A 19,181-nucleotide genomic window follows, 5' to 3' on the forward strand; every position below is an offset into this window, starting at 1 on the left:
CGCGCCGCTGTTCCTGCCGCCGGACGCCTCTGCCGCGGAACAGCTTCGCAAGAAGCGCCGCGCCGAACGCGACAGCCGTCGCGCCGAGCGGGAGGCGGCCGAATCCGCCGCCGAGACCCCCGCCGCCGAGGCCGCGCCGGTCGGCGCCGCCGCGGAGACCGACGACACCGAGCAGGACCAGCACGGCGACACCGATCAGCACGGTGAGGCCGACGGTCAGCCGCGCAGGCGCCGCCGCGGTCGTCGTGGCCGGGGCCGGGGCCGTGGCGAGCAGCACAGCGATGGCGATCAGACCGACGAGCACGACGGCGACGACCAGGATCACGACGAGCACGACCACGGCGACGAATCCGAGGCCGACACCGGCGAGGACGCGCAGCAGGCGCGCCCCGCGGACCGCGCCGAGCACGAGGCCGAGTCCGAGGAATCCGGCGACGAGGGCGACACCGTCGAATCGTCCGAGGATGCCGACGAGGCCTCGGACAGCTCCACCCGCCGCCGCCGTCGCCGCAGGCGTCGCAAGGTCGGCGGCGACGGTGAGGCCGAGCCGGCCGACGACGATCCGCCGAATACCGTCGTGCACGAGCGTGAACCGCGCAACAAGTCGCGCGCCCGCACGAGCGTCGACGAGGTGCAGGGCATCACCGGCTCGACCCGTCTGGAGGCCAAGCGTCAGCGTCGCCGCGACGGACGCGAAGCCGGGCGGCGGCGTCCGCCGATCCTGACCGAGTCGGAGTTCCTGGCCCGCCGGGAAGCGGTCGACCGGGTCATGGTCGTCCGCGAGAAGAACTTCCCCGACCATCCGAACATCACCCAGGTCGCGGTGCTCGAGGACGACATCCTCGTCGAGCATTTCGTCACCGATACCGGCGCGCCGTCGATGGTGGGCAATGTCTACCTCGGCAAGGTGCAGAACGTGCTGCCGAGCATGGAGGCGGCCTTCGTCGACATCGGCCGTGGCCGCAACGGCGTGCTGTACGCCGGCGAGGTGAACTGGGAAGCCGCCGGGCTCGGCGGCAAGGAACGCAAGATCGAGCAGGCGCTCAAGCCCGGCGATCAGGTGCTGGTGCAGGTCTCCAAGGACCCGGTCGGGCACAAGGGCGCCCGCCTGACCACCCAGATCAGCCTGGCCGGCCGCTTCCTGGTGTACGTGCCGGGCGGCACCTCCACCGGCATCAGCCGCAAGCTGCCCGACACCGAGCGCAAGCGGCTCAAGGAGATCCTGCGCGAGATCGTTCCCGCCGACGCGGGCGTCATCATCCGCACCGCCTCCGAAGGCGTCAGCGAGGCCGAGCTGGCCCGCGACGTGGAGCGGCTGCAGAGCACCTGGCGCGCCATCGAGGAGCAGTCGAAGAAGGACGGCGGCGGCCCGAAGACCCTCTACGAGGAGCCCGATCTCCTGGTGAAGGTCATCCGTGACCTGTTCAACGAGGATTTCTCCAAGCTGGTCATCGAAGGCGAGCGGGCCTGGACCACGGTGGAGAACTACATCCGCACCGTCGCCCCCGATCTGCTGGCGCGGGTGTCGCGGCACGAGAACAACGGGCTGGACGTCTTCGAAGCGCATCGCATCGACGAGCAGCTGGCCAAGGCGCTCGATCGCAAGGTGTGGCTGCCCTCCGGCGGCACCCTGGTGATCGATCGCACCGAGGCGATGACCGTGATCGACGTGAACACCGGCAAGTTCACCGGCTCCGGCGGCAGCAACCTGGAGGAGACGGTCACCAGGAACAACCTGGAGGCGGCCGAGGAGATCGTGCGCCAGATGCGGCTGCGCGACATCGGCGGCATGATCGTCGTCGACTTCATCGACATGGTGCTCGAGTCCAACCGGGACCTGGTGCTGCGCAGGCTCACCGAGGCGCTCGGCCGGGACCGCACCCGCCACCAGGTCTCCGAGGTGACCTCGCTCGGCCTGGTCCAGATGACCCGCAAGAAGCTGGGCACCGGGCTGGTGGAGGCCTTCTCGACCACCTGCGAGCACTGCCACGGCCGTGGCCTGATCGTGCACAACTATCCGGTCGAGCCGTCGCAGTCCGAGGAAGGCGGCAGCCGCAGGGACAGCGGTACCCGCCGCCGTCGCGGCCGGGACAAGGGCGCTGCGCCGGCCGCGCCCGCGACCAACGGCGTGGCCCCGCATGTGGCCGAGCCGGTCGAGGACGCGGCGGTCAAGCGCGCGCATCCGGTCGCGCTGGCGATGGCGGCGCATCACTCGGGTGAGTCCGGCGAGGCCGAATCCGGTTCCGACCGGGCCGCCGAGCATGTCGATGCCACGGCCTCGGCAGAGACGGGCGAGGCGCGGGAGATTTCCGCCCACGAGGACGGCTCCGAGCAGGCGCAGCGGCCGAGCCGGTCGCGGCGGCGGTCGCGGCGTGGCGAGGCGGCTCGCGCCGCAGCGGCCGAGGCCGAGGCTGCTGCGGCGACCGAGCAGGCGGACGCCGAAGCGGTCGAGACCGTGGCTTCGGCCGAGGTCACCGCTCCCGCCGAGGTCGCCGCTTCTGCCGAGGCCGCCGGTCCGGTCGGGTCGGGCCCGGAGACGGCTGAGGCCGTCGCTGTCGAGGAGACCACCGATGTGGAATCCGCGACCGCCGCACCGGCTGCCGCAGGCACCGGCGAGGCGGACGCGCACGCCGAAGAGGTCGAAGCCGGTGCGGAGCCGGGTGCCGAGCCGCTCGCGGCGGCCGAGGCCCCGGTGGCCGAGGGGGTGACCGAACCGGCACCGAAGCCGCGTCGCCGCCGGGTTGCCCGCACCAAGGGCGCGCTCTCGACCGACAGCGCTCCCGCGGTGTTCGTGGTGTCCGGCAGCGAAGCGCCCGCCACCCCGGTGCTCGATGACGGTCCGGCGCCGGCCGTGCTGCCCAGGGAAAGGCCACGTCGCCGTGCGGTGGGCCGTCCGGCCGGTCCGCCCGTGGACGCGCCCAACTGAGGTCGTCCCCGGTGACGGCGAGCCTCCCGGCGCGCCGTCACCGGGCCGGTGAGGGGTGACCGCGGGGTTGCCAGGAGGCCGAATTGGGTAGCGGGGACCCCTTCTGCTAGCCTTGATCGGTCGCTGCCTGGCGATGCGCATGATGCCGACGCGTTCGAAGTGCTCTCCGATATCGAAGAAGTGCAGACATCGGAGAAGACACGAGCGGTCGGCGGAGCAAGCGCCCCGTGCAGCAACCAGCCAAGACAAGTCGCGTCGCAACCTGTGGCGCGGTGAGCACGATTAAGACATACATCGAGTGGAGGAAGCCGACCGATGGCAACGTACGCGATCGTCAAGACCGGCGGAAAGCAGTACAAGGTCGCGGTCGGTGACCTGGTGAAGGTCGAAAAGATCGAAGGCGCGCCCGGCGCCGCCGTCGAGCTCTCGCCCGTCCTCGTGGTGGACGGCGCCGAACTGACCACCGACGCGGCCGCGCTGGCCGGCCGTTCGGTGACCGCGGAACTGGTCGAGCAGACCAAGGGCCCCAAGATCCGCATTCACAAGTTCAAGAACAAGACCGGCTACCACAAGCGCCAGGGTCACCGTCAGCCGCTGACGGTCCTGAAGGTCACCGGCATCAAGTAAGCACCGGCCAGCAAGCATCACCGAGGAGACACTGCTATGGCACACAAGAAGGGCGCGTCCAGCTCCCGGAACGGACGCGATTCCAACGCCCAGCGGCTCGGCGTCAAGCGCTTCGGCGGCCAGACCGTCAAGGCCGGCGAGATTCTGGTCCGTCAGCGCGGCACCCACTTCCACCCCGGCGTGAACGTCGGCCGTGGCGGCGACGACACCCTGTTCGCCCTGTCGGCGGGTGCGGTGGAGTTCGGCACCAAGCGTGGTCGCAAGACCGTCAATATCGTTGTCCCGGAGCCGGTTCAGGCCTGACCGCCGAGCCGATCCGGACTCGAGCCGAGCGGGTCAGGGTGCCAACCCTGGCCCGCTTTTCGCGTTCCCGGCGGGGTTCGCTCCCGTCGTCCCGTAACCCCGGAATGCGAGCGAGGACACGTTCGTAGACCAGCCCAGAAGGAGGATGATTCGACCATGTCGAAATTCATCGACCGTGTCGTGCTGCATGTGCGCGCAGGCAAGGGCGGTCACGGCTGCGCGTCGGTGCACCGCGAGAAGTTCAAGCCGCTCGGCGGCCCGGACGGCGGCAACGGCGGCAACGGCGGCGACGTCGTCCTCGAAGTCGACCCGAATGTGCACACCCTGCTCGACTTCCACTTCCACCCGCACGCCAAGGCAGGCAACGGCAAGCCCGGCGAGGGCGGCAACCGGGACGGCAAGATGGGCGCCGATCTGGTGCTCAAGGTGCCCGACGGCACCGTCGTCCTCGGCCGGGACGGTGAGATCCTCATCGACCTGGTCGGTGCGGGCAACCGGTTCGTCGCCGCGCGCGGCGGTCGCGGCGGGCTCGGCAACGCGGCGCTGTCGTCGAAGGCGCGTAAGGCCCCCGGCTTCGCGCTGCTCGGTGAGGAGGGCGAGGAGCACGATCTCGTCCTGGAACTGAAGTCCGTCGCCGATGTCGGCCTGGTCGGCTTCCCCTCGGCGGGCAAGTCCTCGCTCGTGTCGGTGCTCTCGGCCGCCAAGCCGAAGATCGCCGACTACCCCTTCACCACTCTGGTCCCGAACCTCGGCGTCGTCGCCAGCGGCGATACCACCTTCACCGTCGCCGACGTGCCCGGCCTCATCCCCGGCGCCAGCGAGGGCCGCGGCCTCGGCCTGGACTTCCTGCGCCACCTGGAACGCTGCGCGGTGCTCGCCCACGTGGTCGATTGCGCGACTCTCGAACCCGGCCGCGACCCGATCTCCGATGTGGACGCCCTCGAAGCCGAGCTGGCCGCCTACAAGCCCGCGCTGTCGGCCGACGAGAGCCTGGGCGATCTGGCCGACCGCCCGCGCGTGGTGATCCTCAACAAGACCGACGTGCCCGACGCCGCCGAACTCGCCGACATGGTGACCCCGGAGTTCACCGCACGCGGCTGGCCGGTCTTCCAGATCTCCGCCGTCTCGCGCGCCGGGCTGCGCCCGCTGACCTTCGCGCTGGCCGATCTGGTCCGCGAATACCGGGAAGCGCACCCGAAGGCCGCGCCCAAGCGTCCGGTCATCCGCCCGATCGCGGCCGACGAGTCCGGCTTCAGCGTCTACGCCGATCCCGCCGAGCCCGGCGGCTTCATCGTGCGCGGCGCGCGCCCGGAGCGCTGGGTGCGCCAGACCGCCTTCGACAACGACGAGGCCGTCGGCTATCTCGCCGACCGGCTCGCTCGCCTCGGCGTCGAGGAGGAGCTGGTGCGCCGAGGTGCCGTCCCCGGCGCCCCGGTGACCATCGGCGATGTCTGCTTCGAGTGGGAGCCGCAGATCGCCGCCGGTGTCGACATGGTCCGCACCGGTCGCGGCACCGACGCCAGGCTGGAACAGTCCGAGCGGATCGGTGCCGCCGAACGCAAGCACGCGTCGCGGGTGCGTCGCGGTCTGGTGGACGCGGACGAGGACCAGCAGTGACCGGACTCGCCGGCAGGCGCGGCGGTTCGGCGGGGGACGGAGAACAGTAGAGAGGCTCGCCCGCGCCCACCGTGCCGACACGGCACCGGTCCGCGCGGGCTCGCGGTAGGAGTGTTGTGGTGACACAGGTGAATGCGCTGGGTGGTACCGAGGAGCTGAGCGAGGCCAGACAGGCCATCGCCTCGGCGCGCAGCGTGGTCGTGAAGATCGGTTCCTCGGCGTTGACCAGCCTGAAAGGCGGTCTCGACACCGTCCGGCTGGATCGGCTCGCCGATGCCGTGGAGGCGAGGATGCGCGCCGGTTCCGATGTGGTCGTGGTGTCCTCGGGAGCGATCGGCGCGGGCCTGGCCCCGCTCGGATTACATCGCCGCCCACGCGATCTGGCCACCAAGCAGGCCGCCGCCAGCGTCGGCCAGCTCGCCCTGGCGCACGCCTGGGGCACCTCCTTCGCCCGCTACAACCGCACCGTCGGTCAGGTGCTGCTCAGCGCCGACGACTTCGCCCGCCGCGAGAACCACCGCAACGCCCAGCGCACCCTCGACCGGCTGCGCTCGCTCGGCGCGGTGGCCGTGGTCAACGAGAACGACACCGTCGCCACCGAGGAGATCCGCTTCGGTGACAACGACCGGCTCGCCGCCCTCGTCGCCCACCTGGTCGGCGCGGACGCGCTGGTGTTGCTCTCCGATGTCGAAGGTCTCTACGACGGCGACCCCCGCAAGGGCTCGGCCTCGTTCATCCCCGAAGTCCGCAGCAGCGCCGATCTCGACGGTGTGATCGCGGGCAGCGGCGGCGTGCTCGGCACCGGCGGCATGGCCTCCAAGCTCTCCGCCGCCCGCCTGGCCGCCGACGCGGGCGTTCCGGTCCTGCTGGCCGCCGCGGAACAGGCGGGCACCGCACTGTCCGAAGGCACCGTCGGCACCGCCTTCGCCGCCCGCCCGACCCGGCTGTCGGCCCGCAAGTTCTGGGTCCGCCACGCCGCCGACAGCCGCGGCGCGCTCGTCCTCGACGACGGCGCCGTCCACGCCGTCGCCCTCCGGCGCCGCTCCCTGCTGGCGGCGGGTATCACCGGCGTCCGCGGCCGCTTCTACGGCGGCGACGTCGTCGATTTGCTCGCCACCGACCACCGCCTCGTCGCCCGCGGCGTCGTCGAATACGACAGCACCGAGTTGTCGACCATGCTCGGCCGCTCCACCACCGAACTCCCCGACACCATGCAGCGCCCGGTCATCCACGCCGACGACCTGGTCCGGGTCTAGCAACCGGGATCGCTGCTTCGGCGCAGGTGTGGGCCTGGTCAACTCGAAGATGAGGCCGAGTCGCGGCCGGATGCGATGCGCTGAAGAGGTGGGGGGACGTCGAGCACGCGGATGTAGGCGCCGAGGAGGGCGGCGGCGTCGAGCATGGCCAGTCCGTGGGCGGTGAGTTTCGCCTGCCAGTGTGTCAGGGAGTCGGTGAGGGTGTCGGCGCTGCCCGCGGTGCGGAGGTGTTCGATCACGGTGGCTATGTGAGCCGGGGGATAGCCGCCGCGCCGTAGCAGGTGGGCCAAACGGGCGTCGCGGATGTCGGCGGCGGCGTAGACGCGGTAGCCGGTGCGGGGGTCGCGGGCGGGGGTGAGTACTCCGGCTCGTTCCCAGACACGCAGGGTGGCGGGGGAGAGTCGGAGCAGGTGGGCCAGTTCGCCGATGGTCCGGGTGCCGGTCGCCTCTGCCGGGTCCGACGTGCCGGACGCGAGGTGTCCGACAGCGCTGCGGACCCGGTCGAGGGTTTCGCGGTCACGGACCAGTTGGACATGGCCGCGGTCGACGGTGCCCAGGGCGGTGTCGAGGTCGCCGCGATGCAGGGCGCGCATGACGTCACCGGCTGTCGGATATCCGAAGGCGGCCACCAGCGCGAGATAGGCCCGGAGCGCGGCCGCGTGCCGTTCGGTGTAGATCCGGTAGCCGGTGGGCGTGCGGTCTGCGGCGGGGAGGAACCCGTCGCTCTCGTAGTTGCGCACGGCCTGGGTGGACAATCCGTGCTCGCGCGCCAGGTCGGCGGGCCGCAGAGTTTTCACCTGTTTGAGGGTATCTGCCCCTGTTACTCGCAATACTCCGCACAAAGTCTCAACTGTTCTTTCAGAGATACGATCGAGACACATGAGTCGAGACATTCTTGAATTCCTCACCCCGTCCTGCGCAGTGCTCGCCCTGGGGGAACCCACCCACCTCGAGCCCTCGATCGCCTGGCTCCGCAACGAACTGTTCGCCCGGCTCGCCGACCACGGGTTCACCTCCATCGCCCTCGAGACCGATCGGGTGGCCGCGCGCCTGGTCGACGACTACGTCCGTCGCGGTGTGGGCGATCTCGATACGGTGCTGCGCGAAGGCTTCTCCCACGGCTTCGGCGCCTTCCCGGCCAACCGCCGGCTCGTGACCTGGATGCGCGAGCACAACGAGAATCTGCCGCCGCAGCGCCGCCTCGCCTTCCACGGTTTCGACGCACCGCTGGAGACCATGAGTGCTCCCAGCCCACGCCGCTACCTCGAATTCGCTCGGGACTACCTGGATTACGACGTCGATACGGACGGTCTGCTCGGCGCCGACGAACTCTGGAGCCGCACCGAAGCGGTACTCGACCCGACCTCGTCACCCGGCCTGACCCCCGAAGCCGGACGGCTGCGCACCGTCGTCGACGACATGTGCCTCGAATTGCAGATCCGCACACCGGGTCTCGTCGCGACGACCTCCCGCGACGAATGGCACACCGCGCGCACCCATCTCATGGCGGCCGTGCACCTGCTGCGCTACCACGCCAAGTGCGCCCGGCGTGTCGACGAGAGCGAACGGCTCACCCGCATGTGCGCGACCAGGGACGCCTGCATGGCCGAGAACCTCGCCGATATCCGCGCCATCGAGTCCGCGCGCGGCGCCACCCTGGTCTTCGCCCACAACCTGCATCTGCAACGCAACCCGGGTTCGATGCGTATGGGGGAGGTGACCGTGGACTGGTTCAGCGCGGGCGCGATCTTCGACGCGATCCACCCCGGCGACTACCGCTTCGTGGTGGGCAGTCTCGGCCGGAGCGCGACGATCGGCCTCGGTGAGCCCGCCCCGGGCACCTTCGAGGGTTCCTTGCAGTCCCGCATCACCGGGTGGGGGCTGTCGGCGCCGGATGAGCTGCCCGACGGCCGGGTCCGCACCGACATCGACCCGATGCAGGGCTACTTCCCGCTCGATCGGGACACCCTCGGCGCGGCCGACGCGGTTCTTCATGTCACCGACGGTGCGGCGGTCACCGCGGCGGTTCGGGCCCGCTGAGCGTTGCGCCCATGCCGGCCCGCCCCGCCGTCAATTCCCCGGACAGGTCGGTCGACCGGTGACCGCGGGGCGGCGGTGGCGACGGCGCGCAGGTTCCATGACGACCAGCACCGGCCCGGGGCCGGCTGCCCGGTCACATCGGACAGCGTGATCCCGCCGTCGACCAGCGTTGCCGTGGCGACCGTGCGTCACGACGCCCCGACCGCGAAAACGGATTGCCACGAATTGCGCGCCGAGGACCCGTTCGGCGCGAGTCAGGAACTGGTCGGGATGACGCCGGGCTGATCCATGCCGGATTCGTGCGCCGCGCCTTGATCCGCGCCCGGGATCGGGCCGGTTACGCCTGGCTGGCCACCGGGGTCGGGAAGCTGACCCGGCACACCGGCGGGAGGGTCCTGAGGGGGCGGTGCCGGCGCCGGTTCTGGCGCCGGTTCTGGCGCGCGTTCCGGGGCGGGAGCAGGCGCAGGCGCAGGCTCGGGGGCGGGCGCAGGTTGAGGCACTGGTTCCGGGGACGGCGCCGGTTCGGGCGCGGGTTCCGGGGGCGGTGCGGGCGACGGATCACTCGGCGTGGGTGGCGCCTCCGGTTCGGGGCTCGGTGCGGGCTCCGACGGCGCCTCCGAAGTCGGCGGCGCCGCATCGGGTCCCGGGCTCGGGGCCGGTTCGGGGCTCGGCGCCTGATCGGCCGGCGGCGCCGGCTCGGCGGGTGCTTCCCGGGGCTCCGACTCCGGTCCCGGCGTAACCCCTTCTCCGGGAGCAACTTCTCCACCCGGCGACTCGGACTCCGCCTCCGGCTGCCGCGCCTCCGGTGCGCCCCCGCTGCCGGGGGCCACATCGGACGCCGGGGCGGGCGCCGACTTCGGCGACGGGACATCGTCGGCGCCGGGAACGCGCAGCGATCCCGGCGGCTCGGGCAGCGCGGGCACGCCGGTACCCGCCGCCGAGTAGGCGGGCTTGTAGATCATGTTCATCGCGAGCACGGCTTCTTGGCGAAGTGCCTCCTGCACCATCTGCGCGTCGATCACCTTCGCCGCTTCCAGCAGCCGGGCGATCGCGCCGATCGGCCCCGAATCACCGGGCGGCACGACAGCCAGCTTCACCGCTTCCGCGGCGGCGGCGACCGCGCCGAGGCGCGCGCCGACCTGCCCCATCACCGCGGTCAGCTCCTCCACCGACTCGGCGAAACTGCGGGTACTGGCGTAGGCGGCGTCGGCGGCCGCGCCCTCCCACTCCATCGAGTTCATCACCCGGTCCGCGGCGGCCCTGGTCAACGGCATCGCACCTGCCACGGTGGCGGCCGCCTCCAGCCAGACACCGGACGCGCGCAGGATCTCCCCGGCGTCGATCTGCTGGGTCTTGGCGTAGATCTCCTCGTGCGACATCGACTCGAAATGCTCCATCGAGCTGATGTAGGTGGGATCGGTACCGGTCATCGGGGCAGCCTCGTCTCGATCGCGCGCAGTGCCGCGGCATTGGCGGCATCGGCCTCCTCGTAGAGCCCGGCGCTGATGAGGAACGCTTCCTTCAGCCGGTAGGAGGCCTCGATGTAGTGGTCGAGCAGTGTCGCCGCGTCGCGCGCCTTGTGACCGAAACCGGCCTGCAACTGCTTGGCCGAGTCGAAGCCGCCGAAACCCGCTGCCTGGGTGACCGATTCGATCCGATCGCGCAGATGGAGCAGCCGATCGGCCTGCTGTTCGTACAGATCGGCGCAGCGGCGGGCGGCCTCCGGGTCGAATCGCACCTCGCCCGTGCGGGCCTGTTCCTTGAACCGCGCGATATCGGCTCGGCTCGACTCCAGCGTCATGCGCACCCCCAGGCGATCGGTCGGTCCGACCGGAACGCCCACCGGTCGGGTCGGATTCAGACTAACCGCTACCGCCGACACCGTCGCGGGCGTCGCGCTCACCCGGTCCGGGACGGCACCCATTTCTGCAGCTGACCCGCCACCTGCTCGACCGAGGCGGGGACCACGCGCACGGTCTCGTCCGCCTTGACCAGATATCGTCCGTCGCCGTCGACGTCGATCCAGGTGTAATGCGCCGGCGGGGGCGGCTGCGCCCGATCCAGTCGCGGCTCGATGCGAATGTGCCCCGAGGACGTGTGTTTCGACAGCAGCAGCCTGCGGATCCGCGCCACCTCCGGCGCCGGGCGCACCGCTTCGGTGTCGTACACCGTGGTCGTCGCCGCGGCTCGCGCCGGCTCACGGCCGGCGGGCGCTTTGGGCAGCACACTCGCGATGCCCGCCCCGAGTTTGGCGGCGTGACCGATCGAGATCCGCACCGGGCCCGCCTCACCCAGCCGCGCCGGACGTCCCTGCACCGCGAGCACCGCCCGGTCGTACACCACGCAGGCCAGCAGACGCAGTTCGGCACGCGGGTCGGCGCCCCGGCCGACCGCGATGAACCGGGTGTGCGGATCGGCCATGATCCGCAGGCAGGCCGTCAGATCCGGGTCGGCGCCCGGTGGGAACCGCTGCGCGAGCGTCGCACGCAGAGCCTCGGCGGCGTGCTCGGTGCGCGGCGATTCCAGGATGCGCAGCGGATACGGTGGCCGATCGACGTCGGTCTCCCGCCAGACATGGGCGAACTCGTCCGGCGTGAAAATCCAATGCACCGTGCCGATTATGCCGCCTTCGCTCCCGCGAACTCCCTCCCCCCGGATTCGCGGTCGGTCGCGGGACCGGGCGAGACCGAGGGACGGTCCTCGAGTCCGTGAGCTACCGGGCGGTCGCGAAGCCGATGCCCTCACCGGCGCACCCGTCCGGCATCGCACCCACACGGGCCGATAGGGATCCGGCGACGTGGGTGGCCGCCGCGCTGTCGGGCCGGCGCGGCCGGACGAGGAATTCAGTAGCCGTGATCAGGGTCGACCTGCGCGAGAAGCTCGGCACCCCCGGCGAATCGGATGATGTTCTCCCTGACGTGTTCGGCGAAGGCGACGCCGCGCAGATGCGGTGGATTGGAGTCGTGCGGCGTGATCACGACGTTGGGCAGTGACCAGAGCGGGTGACCGTCGGGAAGCGGTTCGGGATCGGTCACATCGAGTCCGGCGCCGGCGATGACGTTCGTCCGCAGAGCGTGCACGAGGGCGTCGGTGTCGATCAGGCTGCCTCGGGCGATATTGATCACCCACGAGGACGGGCGCAGGCGGGACAGGACCTCGGCGTCGATGAGGTGGCGGGTCTGCGCGGTGGCGGGCGCGGCCACGACCACGTGGTCGGTGCGGGGCCATATCTCGGACAACCGGTCGGCGGGCACGGTCTCCACCGAGTCGGGAATGCCGGGTCCGGAAACCGGACGGCCCGAACGATTGACCGCGATCACCCGCGCGCCGAGCGGAATCAGCAGCGGAACGAGAGCGCGTCCGATACCGCCCGCGCCGACGATGGCCACCGTCGCGCCGCGCAGCGTGCCGACGTGCGGGAAGAACTCCTGCTGCCGCCAGCTGCGCGCCCGCAGATGCGCCGGCAGATGACGCACGCCCGCGAGCAGCAGGGCCAGCGCGTGCTCGGCGACGGACGCGGAGTACGCGCCCGCGGCGGAGGTGAACCGCACGCCCGGGTGCCGCGCGAAGACACCACGCGCGAACCAGTCCTCGATTCCGGCCGCGGGAAGCTGGACCCACCGCACGGACTCGGGCAGTGTCTCGGGGAACTCCTCCGGCCCGCCCACCCAGACCAGCCCCGCGGCGGCATCGATGTCGACGAGCTTCGCCCCCGCGTCGGCGACCGCCTTCTCCAGCACGGTCGTCGCACGACCGTCCGGGCCGATCGCGATCGGGACCACCGACCTGACCATGGGGTGCACCTCCTCTCCGCCGCCGGGACGCACCCCCGCGGCGGACTGTTGCCGATCCGAAAACCGCTCTTCACGGTGAAGAACCGCTGCGCGGTGAGGTTTCCGTCGCCCAGCGTACGACGCACGCAGACCCCGTGCGGCACTCCACGCACCGGGGTGGACGGTGGCGGAGTGGTCGCGGTGGCAGCGCCGGGTCGCGGCGCCGCCGATGTAGGAGCCTGCCCGAGACGGGAGGAGCGGTCGAGGTTTGCACTCACCGTGAGCCGGGCGCCGGGCCGGGGGCAGTGCCGTTCACCCCCGGTCGGGATCGCGCTCCGGTTCCTCCTCGATCCGGTCCCGGTCGGCCCATTCGAGCAGTTCGTCGATCAGGAACACCGCGTCGTCCATTCCGGCGTGCAGATCGCCGAGTTCGGCGTACCGGGCGGGCACTGTGCGCATGGTGAAGTCGCGGGGGTCGATGTCGGAGATCTCCGACCAGCGGACGGGGGTGGACACCGTCGCCCGGGGAACGCCGCGCACCGAGTATGCGGCGGCGATGGTGTGGTCGCGGGCGTTCTGGTTGTAGTCCACGAACAGCATTCGCGGGTCGCGATCGCGCCGCCACCATGTGGTCGTCACGTCCCGTGCCGCGCGGCGCTCCACCTCGCGGGCGAAAGCCAGTGCCGCGCGACGTAATTCGGAAAACGTCCACTCCGGGGCGATGCGCACGTAGACGTGCAGGCCCCGGCCGCCGGAGGTCTTCGGCCAGCCCGTCGCGCCGAGCTCGCCGAGCACCTCCCGCACCACCCCCGCCACCCGCTGCACCCGCGACCACGGGCAGTCGGGCATGGGGTCGAGGTCGATACGCCACTCGTCGGGACGCTCGGTGTCGGCCGCCCGCGAATTCCACGGATGGAACTCGACGGTGCTCATCAGTACGGTAGTAGAAATACAACATCTGACAGACGAGTGAAGCGCGCTGCAAACCGTTGTGCAGCAACAGTTTTCGCGCAACAGACAGCCGCGCTAGGTGGTGGTCACTCCGGGTAATCGGCACGGGTGACCCGCACCGTAACGCTGACTTCCATGTCAGGGCTCAGCAAGGCGTGAACATCCACGCCGAGCATGTCCGCGATCCGCTCCACACCGCGCAGCGTCAGGTTCCGACGCCCGCGCTCGATTCCGCCCCAGTAGGTCCGGTGCAACCCGACTTGTTCGGCTAGCGCTTCCTGACTCATCCCGCGCGCAAGCCGGATACGTCGGACGTTATCGCCCACGATGCGCTGCAACTCACCTTCCATGATGTCCCCCAGGTTGCCGGGGACGAGACTGAACGGTCTACAGCCGTATCCGTCTCCATACGTAATCGAGACTGAAACCGTGCAACATCATTCGAATTCTTGGAGACTTATCGTTATCAGTGCCCAGCTAGGGCGGTGAAACGACAGGGGAACGACTATGTATGCGATGGGGTGGGTTGATCCGTCATCACCGGTTCAAGAGTGGGACCGTGCCCAGGTCCGAAGACTCGCGCGCCGTCTCGGGTACGTGCTCCGGTGGGCCGACCCGAACTCCGTGCTCGGACTCGCTGAACAAGTGGAGTCCTCCGGCGTGGACGTGGTGATCATGCCGAGCACGGCGCACGTAGACGCCGTGACCATGAACCGCGTGCTCTGCGTGGCGGATATCGAATGCGCAGCACCACGGGTCTCGCTGAACCGCTGGTCTCTGCTCGGTGGGTACCGGCGGTGATCGCGCTCGGCTACACAGCAGCGATCGGCCTGCCTATGGCCGTGCTGTTGTGGGCTGTCTTCTGGCCTACCGAGTGAACCGGGCGAATCGGTCAACTCTCAACCAAAGGTCTAACCGCCGATAAGCGAGGGTTATCGGAGGTTGAACGCTTGTCCAGTTGCTTCCGGGCTCAGCCGAACGTCTTGCCGTTGCGCTGTAGCCACCGGAGTGCCTTGGCAACCGACTCGGACGGTGTGCCCGTTGGGGCCGTTCGGCCCCTAGCCCGTGGGCTGTCCTCGGTGCCGGTGCCGGTGCCGGTCTCGTCTCGGTCGGTGTCCTCCGGGGTCAGCCAGCCCCGGCGGGCTAGCTCCCGCTCGCCCCTCTGCCGGGCGGTCAACTCGTTGTCTGTCATCTCTTCTCTTTCCTCTTGTTCTTCGGGGTGCTCTGGCACCACAGGAATCGGTGTGTTTCCCACATGTTCGGCCGTCTGAGTAGTTCCTCCGGCCGCTTACCGCGTGGTTCCTCAGCCGTTGTGATCACCACCGGCCAGCGGGTCACAGAACGCCTAGCTCGCGTAGGGCGAACTGCACATGCGGATGGACCTCAGCTGCCTTGACACGCTCTACCACCCGGTCGAAGTCCTGCCGAGCCTGTTCAGCGAGTGCCTGAGTCTCCCGGTAGAAGTACTGCCGAATCTCGGTTACGTGGTCGCTCAGCTCTCGTGCGGTCGGTAGATGTAGTTCAGCGTCGTTGCGCACTGCCCAGATGAGAAAGCCGTCGATATCCTCCGGCCACGGAGCGGTATCCGCGTAGGAGAACTGCGGAAACACGTCGTGAAGGTTCCGGATGATCGCGAACGAAACCCGGTCATCCTCCACACGCTTACCCATGCGGGCTAGACGCCACGTCTCCCCGGCGCTGGTGAGCATCACGGTTCGCTGTGCATCGCGTAGCCGTTCGTATTCCTCACGGGCCGACACAAGGTCTCGCCAGGCATCGGCGGTTCCCGTAGCGATAGCTTCAACCGGAGTAGATGCCGTGCCCAGGTTGGCGACGGCTTCACCGATACGGGAAACCACAGCGTCGAAACGCTTACCGAGTGCAGACAGAATCGGGTCCGGTTCGTTGGCGAACGTCTCTAGCCGGTGTTCGGCACTGCCTTTCAGCCGCTCGGTTGCCTCGATCTGCCGGGCGAGTGTGTCCCGCTCGGTCTGCGCCGATGCGATGGCATCTAGCCAGCTCTCCGGCACGGTGCCGCTGTCCAGGATGGAGTCCAAGTCGAGCGCTGGCGGAAGTTCGTCCCGCTTCCGCAGTAGGTCAGCCAAGATATCGCCGGTCTGCTCGTAGACCGCGAACGCCGTTCGGAATCCGGGTTGCTCCTCGAGTGCTTCTACAAGCACGGGAACAGTCCGGTACTTATTCAAAGCTGGGGTACTGATAGCCATCTTTTTCCTCTTTCGTGGATGGCTGCACCAGGGCAGCCGAAACTATGGCCGTTTTCGGCCTCTAGGAACACCTGACGCTCAGGTGCTCCGATGTGCTACCGACGTTGTTGGTAGCTATCCGCCACGCTGGCGGACTAATTGGATTGCCGGGTAGTCATGGATACCCGGCGGGGCATTGCCCGCCACAAGGGCAGGATCTACGAACAATTCTCCGGTTCCGAGCGTTCTCACGCTCACGGACTTTCTGTGCCCGTCGCTTGTCCGGGTTGTTCCTGCGCCACTCTCGGCGGCTGATGCTCATACAAGCCTTGCACCACGACTTACAGCCGTCCGATGCTCGGCGGTCTTTTGCGAATAGGTCTAGCGGCTTGTTTTCGCCGCATTTCGTACACGTTTTCATGGTTTCCCGTCGCCGGTTATTCCCCTTCCCTCCCGGTCCCCCCTCTGTGCGCGTGACAGACCCGTATGCCTGAGAAACTGACATTTTGTCCGGGGGGAGGGCTATACCCGCAGGGGTCGATATCCTCGGCTCAGTAGCCAGATAGGCGTTCAGCGAATGCCCCGGCGTAGTCGTTCACCGTGTAGCCGGGGGTGTGTTCTCGATCCGTTCGCCGAGTGCGACCCACGGCCCAGTCTCGGATTTCTTCCAGATTCGGCCCGTCACAAACAGCTGTATTGGTCACTGGTATGTCTTGTATCCCTTCAACGTAGAAAGCCCCGTACAGGGCCGTATAGCGGCATCTAATGCGGTACCCGTGTCAGCACCACGGGGCCGGTAATGCGGAAGTGTCGGTTACGCCTACCGGCTTCCACCGTTGGCGGAACAGCTCGAATGCTTCATTCGGTCCGAGCACCTTGCCGCCACCGTTGCGGCGTACGTCTCGATATTTTTCCTTCGCTGGCGATCGGTACCACTCTCCGAATGCCTCTCGCTGGCGTTCCTCGCTCGGGTTAGTCAGTTTGCCGTGCTTGTCTAGCCACGACTCCATTGCTTAGTTACAACTTTCTTATTCCTGGTAATCGGTATCAACCGGCGTGTTCGCGATCATCCGCGAACACCGGCCCAACGGGTGGTCCGTGTATTACACGTCCACGAAGACGACATTCCGGAGAGCAGCACGGGCAGCGGCATCCAAACCGCTCACCGTGGGCAGCCTGCCGGGGTCCACGAACCCAGCGAGAAGAATAGTTCCCCGCATTTGGGTAGCTCCGTCCACAACCGGCGGAGAGCCGAGAAGGAATCCCTTAGCATTCTGGCGACCGTCTGAGGATTCAGGGTCATACGGACCGTATAGGCCCGTCTCGGACACCTTGCCCAGGACTATCCCGGCGATCATGTTGCCCCCGGGGTAGTGGTCTGCCCTGGTGAACTTAGGAATATCCAGGGTGACCCCCGGAGCTTGCCCGTTGTACAGCGTTCCGAAATCACCGACCAGCCAGCCGGGAAGTGCGATGTTCATATTTCCTCTTTTCGATAAATGTTGTTATTCGAACGCGGTTGGCTCGCTGTGCGCTTCCCGCACGATGCGCAGCGCGGCCCTGCACCGGGCTCGATACCGGTTGATGTAATCGCGTTGGCACTGCTTGCACGTGCCATTCGCGTATCTGTCCTGCGATCCTCGGATGAGATGACCGTTACGGCACTTATTCACATGCCTATCCTTTCGTCACTAGGGCCTAGGGATATCTGGTAAAAGAAAATGCAGCCGCTACGGCTGCGTTGATAAGAGCTTTCAGCTCGTGCGGATCACCGCTTAGCGGTGTCCTAGAAGATTGGGATAGCCCGCCCACGAAACGGGCTATCCGGGTCACCCGGTACCGGGAGCACTCCCGGGAGTAGGGAGACAATCCGGGGTCTACCACCGGACCGGGCACCCTGCCCGGGCACATCAACCGGGCAGCTTCACCGTGCAGGTGAAGATTGGAAGTATTGGGACAAGCCCTATTGGCTTGTCCTACCAGGGTCGGAACTCCCTTCGGTCGTTCCTCCCTCCATGTATAGGTACCTTCGACAACTCCGGAGATTTTCAGCGTTTCCCCAGGTCGCTGAAAAACGTGTGAGGAACGTTACAGAATCTTTATTACTCACCTGGGCTTTTGTGTGCAGCGCTACGGCGTGTCGGATTGTTCGGCATGGCATCTATGCCATTACTTCAAAACCGTGCCTCTCAGAGCAGCGCACTACCCGTTCCCTATGTCGATGTACCCCGTACGGCTGTTAGGGCCGTACAGGGCAAGCTAGGGCACAGAATCGCTAGGCACCCTAGGAGTCAGTGACTCCACTGGGCACACCACCCGTGGTGGTTGCTCGGAACGGGTCCGGGTCGGATACCCGGCTGTAGTCGAGACTGGCGAACCAAGCCGTCCACTCGTCCCGCGCGGACCGCTCACCTTCTGCGAACCCTTGTTCGTACTCAACCGCTGCCCGTAGGCGCTCACTGGCCTGCTCTGCGGCCCACTCATCACGGGCCAGCCTGTTACGCGCTTGCTCTACCGCGTAACCCTGTTTCAGCCGTTCCTTGTATCCGAGTACGCCTAGCGACTCGGCTACCCGGTCCAGATCAACGTCCAGGGCATCTATCCGGCCGTCTTCGAACCGGACGACTAGCCCGTTCTCGAAAAGCTTGGTGATGCTGTCGCCAACCGTGCGAACCCTGGTGATACCTAGCCCGGCGGCAATGTCCTTCGGTACCGCCGGACCGGTGACAGTCAGGTAAACCCATACCCACCCGGACACGGGTCCGAGTGCATTACGGGCAGATGAGAAAACATCGTGTTCTGCGCCGGTGGCGCTATTCGGTACGAATAAACTATTTCGGAGTAGTTTATTTGTTCCAGTTAGCGCCAACTGCCAATCAAGGTCAATCGAGACCTTGCGAATCTGCCGACCTTCTCCGGACAGTTCGATCAGTCCGGTATCGGCAACGGCCTTCAATGCGGCCGATGCTGTCTCTGGTTTGGTGAACCCGGCCAGCCCGGACAGGAACCGGGCGGAACAGTCGAACGAGTAAGCGCCGCGTTCAGCGGCCAGTGAAACCAACGACAACGCGGCAACGCGGACATTGTTACCGCGTTTACCGCTGGACCATTCTCCCCAGGTGAGCACGCGCCAATACAGGCAGCGTGCCCTATCTCGAATCTCGGCCGCACTGCCCGGCCGGTAGATGTCTTCCGCGAATTCCCATTGTTTCGCTAGGAGCGCGTCTAGCTTGTGCGGTGCTCGCTGGAACTCTTTCCGTTCCTGCAACATCTCGCCGTAAGGCGACGACAAGAGACGGGCGGTGAATTCGGTTTCCGTGTCGCCAGCGTCGATACACGCGAGTGCAACGATCCCGATACCGCTGGCGTTCTCGTTCCCAGGTGCTCCGAACGCACCTTCTAGCCACTGGTTCGCCCGGCGGTATTTATCGGGTAGTGCGTAGGTCATTCTCGTTGCCCTCCAGGGCTCTATCAATCAGCTTGC

General features: G+C 67.9%; 16 protein-coding genes and 1 pseudogene. 7 read left to right on the forward strand and 10 right to left on the reverse strand.

Annotation, left to right across the window (positions count from 1 at the left end; genetic code table 11):
• The 5 genes from ON26_RS06305 to proB all read left to right on the forward strand — a co-directional run.
• Nucleotides 1–2,926: Rne/Rng family ribonuclease (locus ON26_RS06305; protein WP_040795042.1), on the forward strand; the 2,926-nt coding region annotated here is incomplete at its 5' end.
• A gap of 315 nt (nucleotides 2,927–3,241) precedes the next feature.
• Nucleotides 3,242–3,553: a 50S ribosomal protein L21 gene (rplU, locus tag ON26_RS06310; protein ID WP_040795043.1), complete on the forward strand. Its 312-nt coding sequence runs from the start codon at nucleotides 3,242–3,244 to the stop codon at nucleotides 3,551–3,553.
• Between the two features lie 36 nt (nucleotides 3,554–3,589).
• The gene (gene rpmA / locus ON26_RS06315) at nucleotides 3,590–3,856 is read left to right on the forward strand and encodes a 50S ribosomal protein L27 (RefSeq protein WP_040795044.1); all 267 of its coding nucleotides are present in this window, start codon (nucleotides 3,590–3,592) and stop codon (nucleotides 3,854–3,856) included.
• A gap of 156 nt (nucleotides 3,857–4,012) precedes the next feature.
• Complete coding sequence (gene obgE / locus ON26_RS06320; RefSeq protein ID WP_040795045.1) at nucleotides 4,013–5,473, forward strand: GTPase ObgE; 1,461 nt, start codon at nucleotides 4,013–4,015, stop codon at nucleotides 5,471–5,473.
• Between the two features lie 155 nt (nucleotides 5,474–5,628).
• Nucleotides 5,629–6,729 carry a glutamate 5-kinase gene (gene proB / locus ON26_RS06325; protein WP_040795071.1) on the forward strand — a complete coding sequence of 367 codons (1,101 nt, stop codon included), beginning with the start codon at nucleotides 5,629–5,631 and terminating at the stop codon, nucleotides 6,727–6,729.
• Nucleotides 6,730–6,767: 38 nt separating this feature from the next.
• Here the strand turns inward: proB and ON26_RS06330 are convergent, their stop codons facing one another.
• Nucleotides 6,768–7,526 (reverse strand): MerR family transcriptional regulator, encoded by a 759-nt coding sequence (locus ON26_RS06330; RefSeq protein ID WP_040795046.1) that lies wholly within the window; start codon nucleotides 7,524–7,526, stop codon nucleotides 6,768–6,770.
• An 82-nt stretch (nucleotides 7,527–7,608) separates the two neighbouring features.
• On the opposite strand from ON26_RS06330, the gene ON26_RS06335 reads away from it, so the two are divergent.
• Entirely contained in the window at nucleotides 7,609–8,769 is a 1,161-nt protein-coding gene (locus ON26_RS06335; protein WP_040795047.1) for an erythromycin esterase family protein, read from the forward strand.
• A gap of 75 nt (nucleotides 8,770–8,844) precedes the next feature.
• Nucleotides 8,845–9,054 carry a hypothetical protein gene (locus tag ON26_RS34145; RefSeq protein ID WP_040795048.1) on the forward strand — a complete coding sequence of 70 codons (210 nt, stop codon included), beginning with the start codon at nucleotides 8,845–8,847 and terminating at the stop codon, nucleotides 9,052–9,054.
• Here the strand turns inward: ON26_RS34145 and ON26_RS33160 are convergent.
• The 9 genes and pseudogenes from ON26_RS33160 to ON26_RS33165 all read right to left on the reverse strand — a co-directional run bounded on the left by ON26_RS33160 (nucleotide 9,024) and on the right by ON26_RS33165 (nucleotide 19,145).
• Nucleotides 9,024–10,199: a hypothetical protein gene (locus ON26_RS33160; protein ID WP_040795049.1), complete on the reverse strand. Its 1,176-nt coding sequence runs from the start codon at nucleotides 10,197–10,199 to the stop codon at nucleotides 9,024–9,026. The genes ON26_RS34145 and ON26_RS33160 overlap by 31 nt on opposite strands.
• Nucleotides 10,196–10,693: a hypothetical protein gene (locus tag ON26_RS06350; protein WP_245545747.1), complete on the reverse strand. Its 498-nt coding sequence runs from the start codon at nucleotides 10,691–10,693 to the stop codon at nucleotides 10,196–10,198. Before ON26_RS06350 ends, ON26_RS33160 begins: the two co-directional genes overlap by 4 nt.
• Nucleotides 10,669–11,379: an ESX secretion-associated protein EspG gene (locus ON26_RS06355; RefSeq protein WP_040795050.1), complete on the reverse strand. Its 711-nt coding sequence runs from the start codon at nucleotides 11,377–11,379 to the stop codon at nucleotides 10,669–10,671. Before ON26_RS06355 ends, ON26_RS06350 begins: the two co-directional genes overlap by 25 nt.
• Nucleotides 11,380–11,612: 233 nt before the next feature.
• Entirely contained in the window at nucleotides 11,613–12,563 is a 951-nt protein-coding gene (locus ON26_RS06360) for a D-isomer specific 2-hydroxyacid dehydrogenase family protein (protein WP_040795073.1), read from the reverse strand.
• 291 nt (nucleotides 12,564–12,854) lie between these two features.
• Nucleotides 12,855–13,481, reverse strand: a pseudogene (locus ON26_RS06365) (DNA polymerase domain-containing protein); the annotation flags it as partial.
• A gap of 98 nt (nucleotides 13,482–13,579) precedes the next feature.
• Complete coding sequence (locus ON26_RS06370) at nucleotides 13,580–13,843, reverse strand: helix-turn-helix domain-containing protein (protein ID WP_051026744.1); 264 nt, start codon at nucleotides 13,841–13,843, stop codon at nucleotides 13,580–13,582.
• Between the two features lie 620 nt (nucleotides 13,844–14,463).
• On the reverse strand, nucleotides 14,464–14,685 hold the full coding sequence (locus ON26_RS34150; RefSeq protein WP_157171800.1) for a hypothetical protein: 222 nt from the start codon (nucleotides 14,683–14,685) through the stop codon (nucleotides 14,464–14,466).
• Nucleotides 14,686–14,827: 142 nt separating this feature from the next.
• Nucleotides 14,828–15,718: a hypothetical protein gene (locus tag ON26_RS06385; protein ID WP_157171801.1), complete on the reverse strand. Its 891-nt coding sequence runs from the start codon at nucleotides 15,716–15,718 to the stop codon at nucleotides 14,828–14,830.
• Between the two features lie 2,263 nt (nucleotides 15,719–17,981).
• The gene (locus ON26_RS33165) at nucleotides 17,982–19,145 is read right to left on the reverse strand and encodes a hypothetical protein (RefSeq protein WP_157171802.1); all 1,164 of its coding nucleotides are present in this window, start codon (nucleotides 19,143–19,145) and stop codon (nucleotides 17,982–17,984) included.
• Between the last annotated feature and the right edge of the window lie 36 nt (nucleotides 19,146–19,181).

Source organism: Nocardia higoensis NBRC 100133, from assembly GCF_000308595.1.
In the GTDB taxonomy this organism is placed as follows: Bacteria; Actinomycetota; Actinomycetes; order Mycobacteriales; family Mycobacteriaceae; genus Nocardia; species Nocardia higoensis.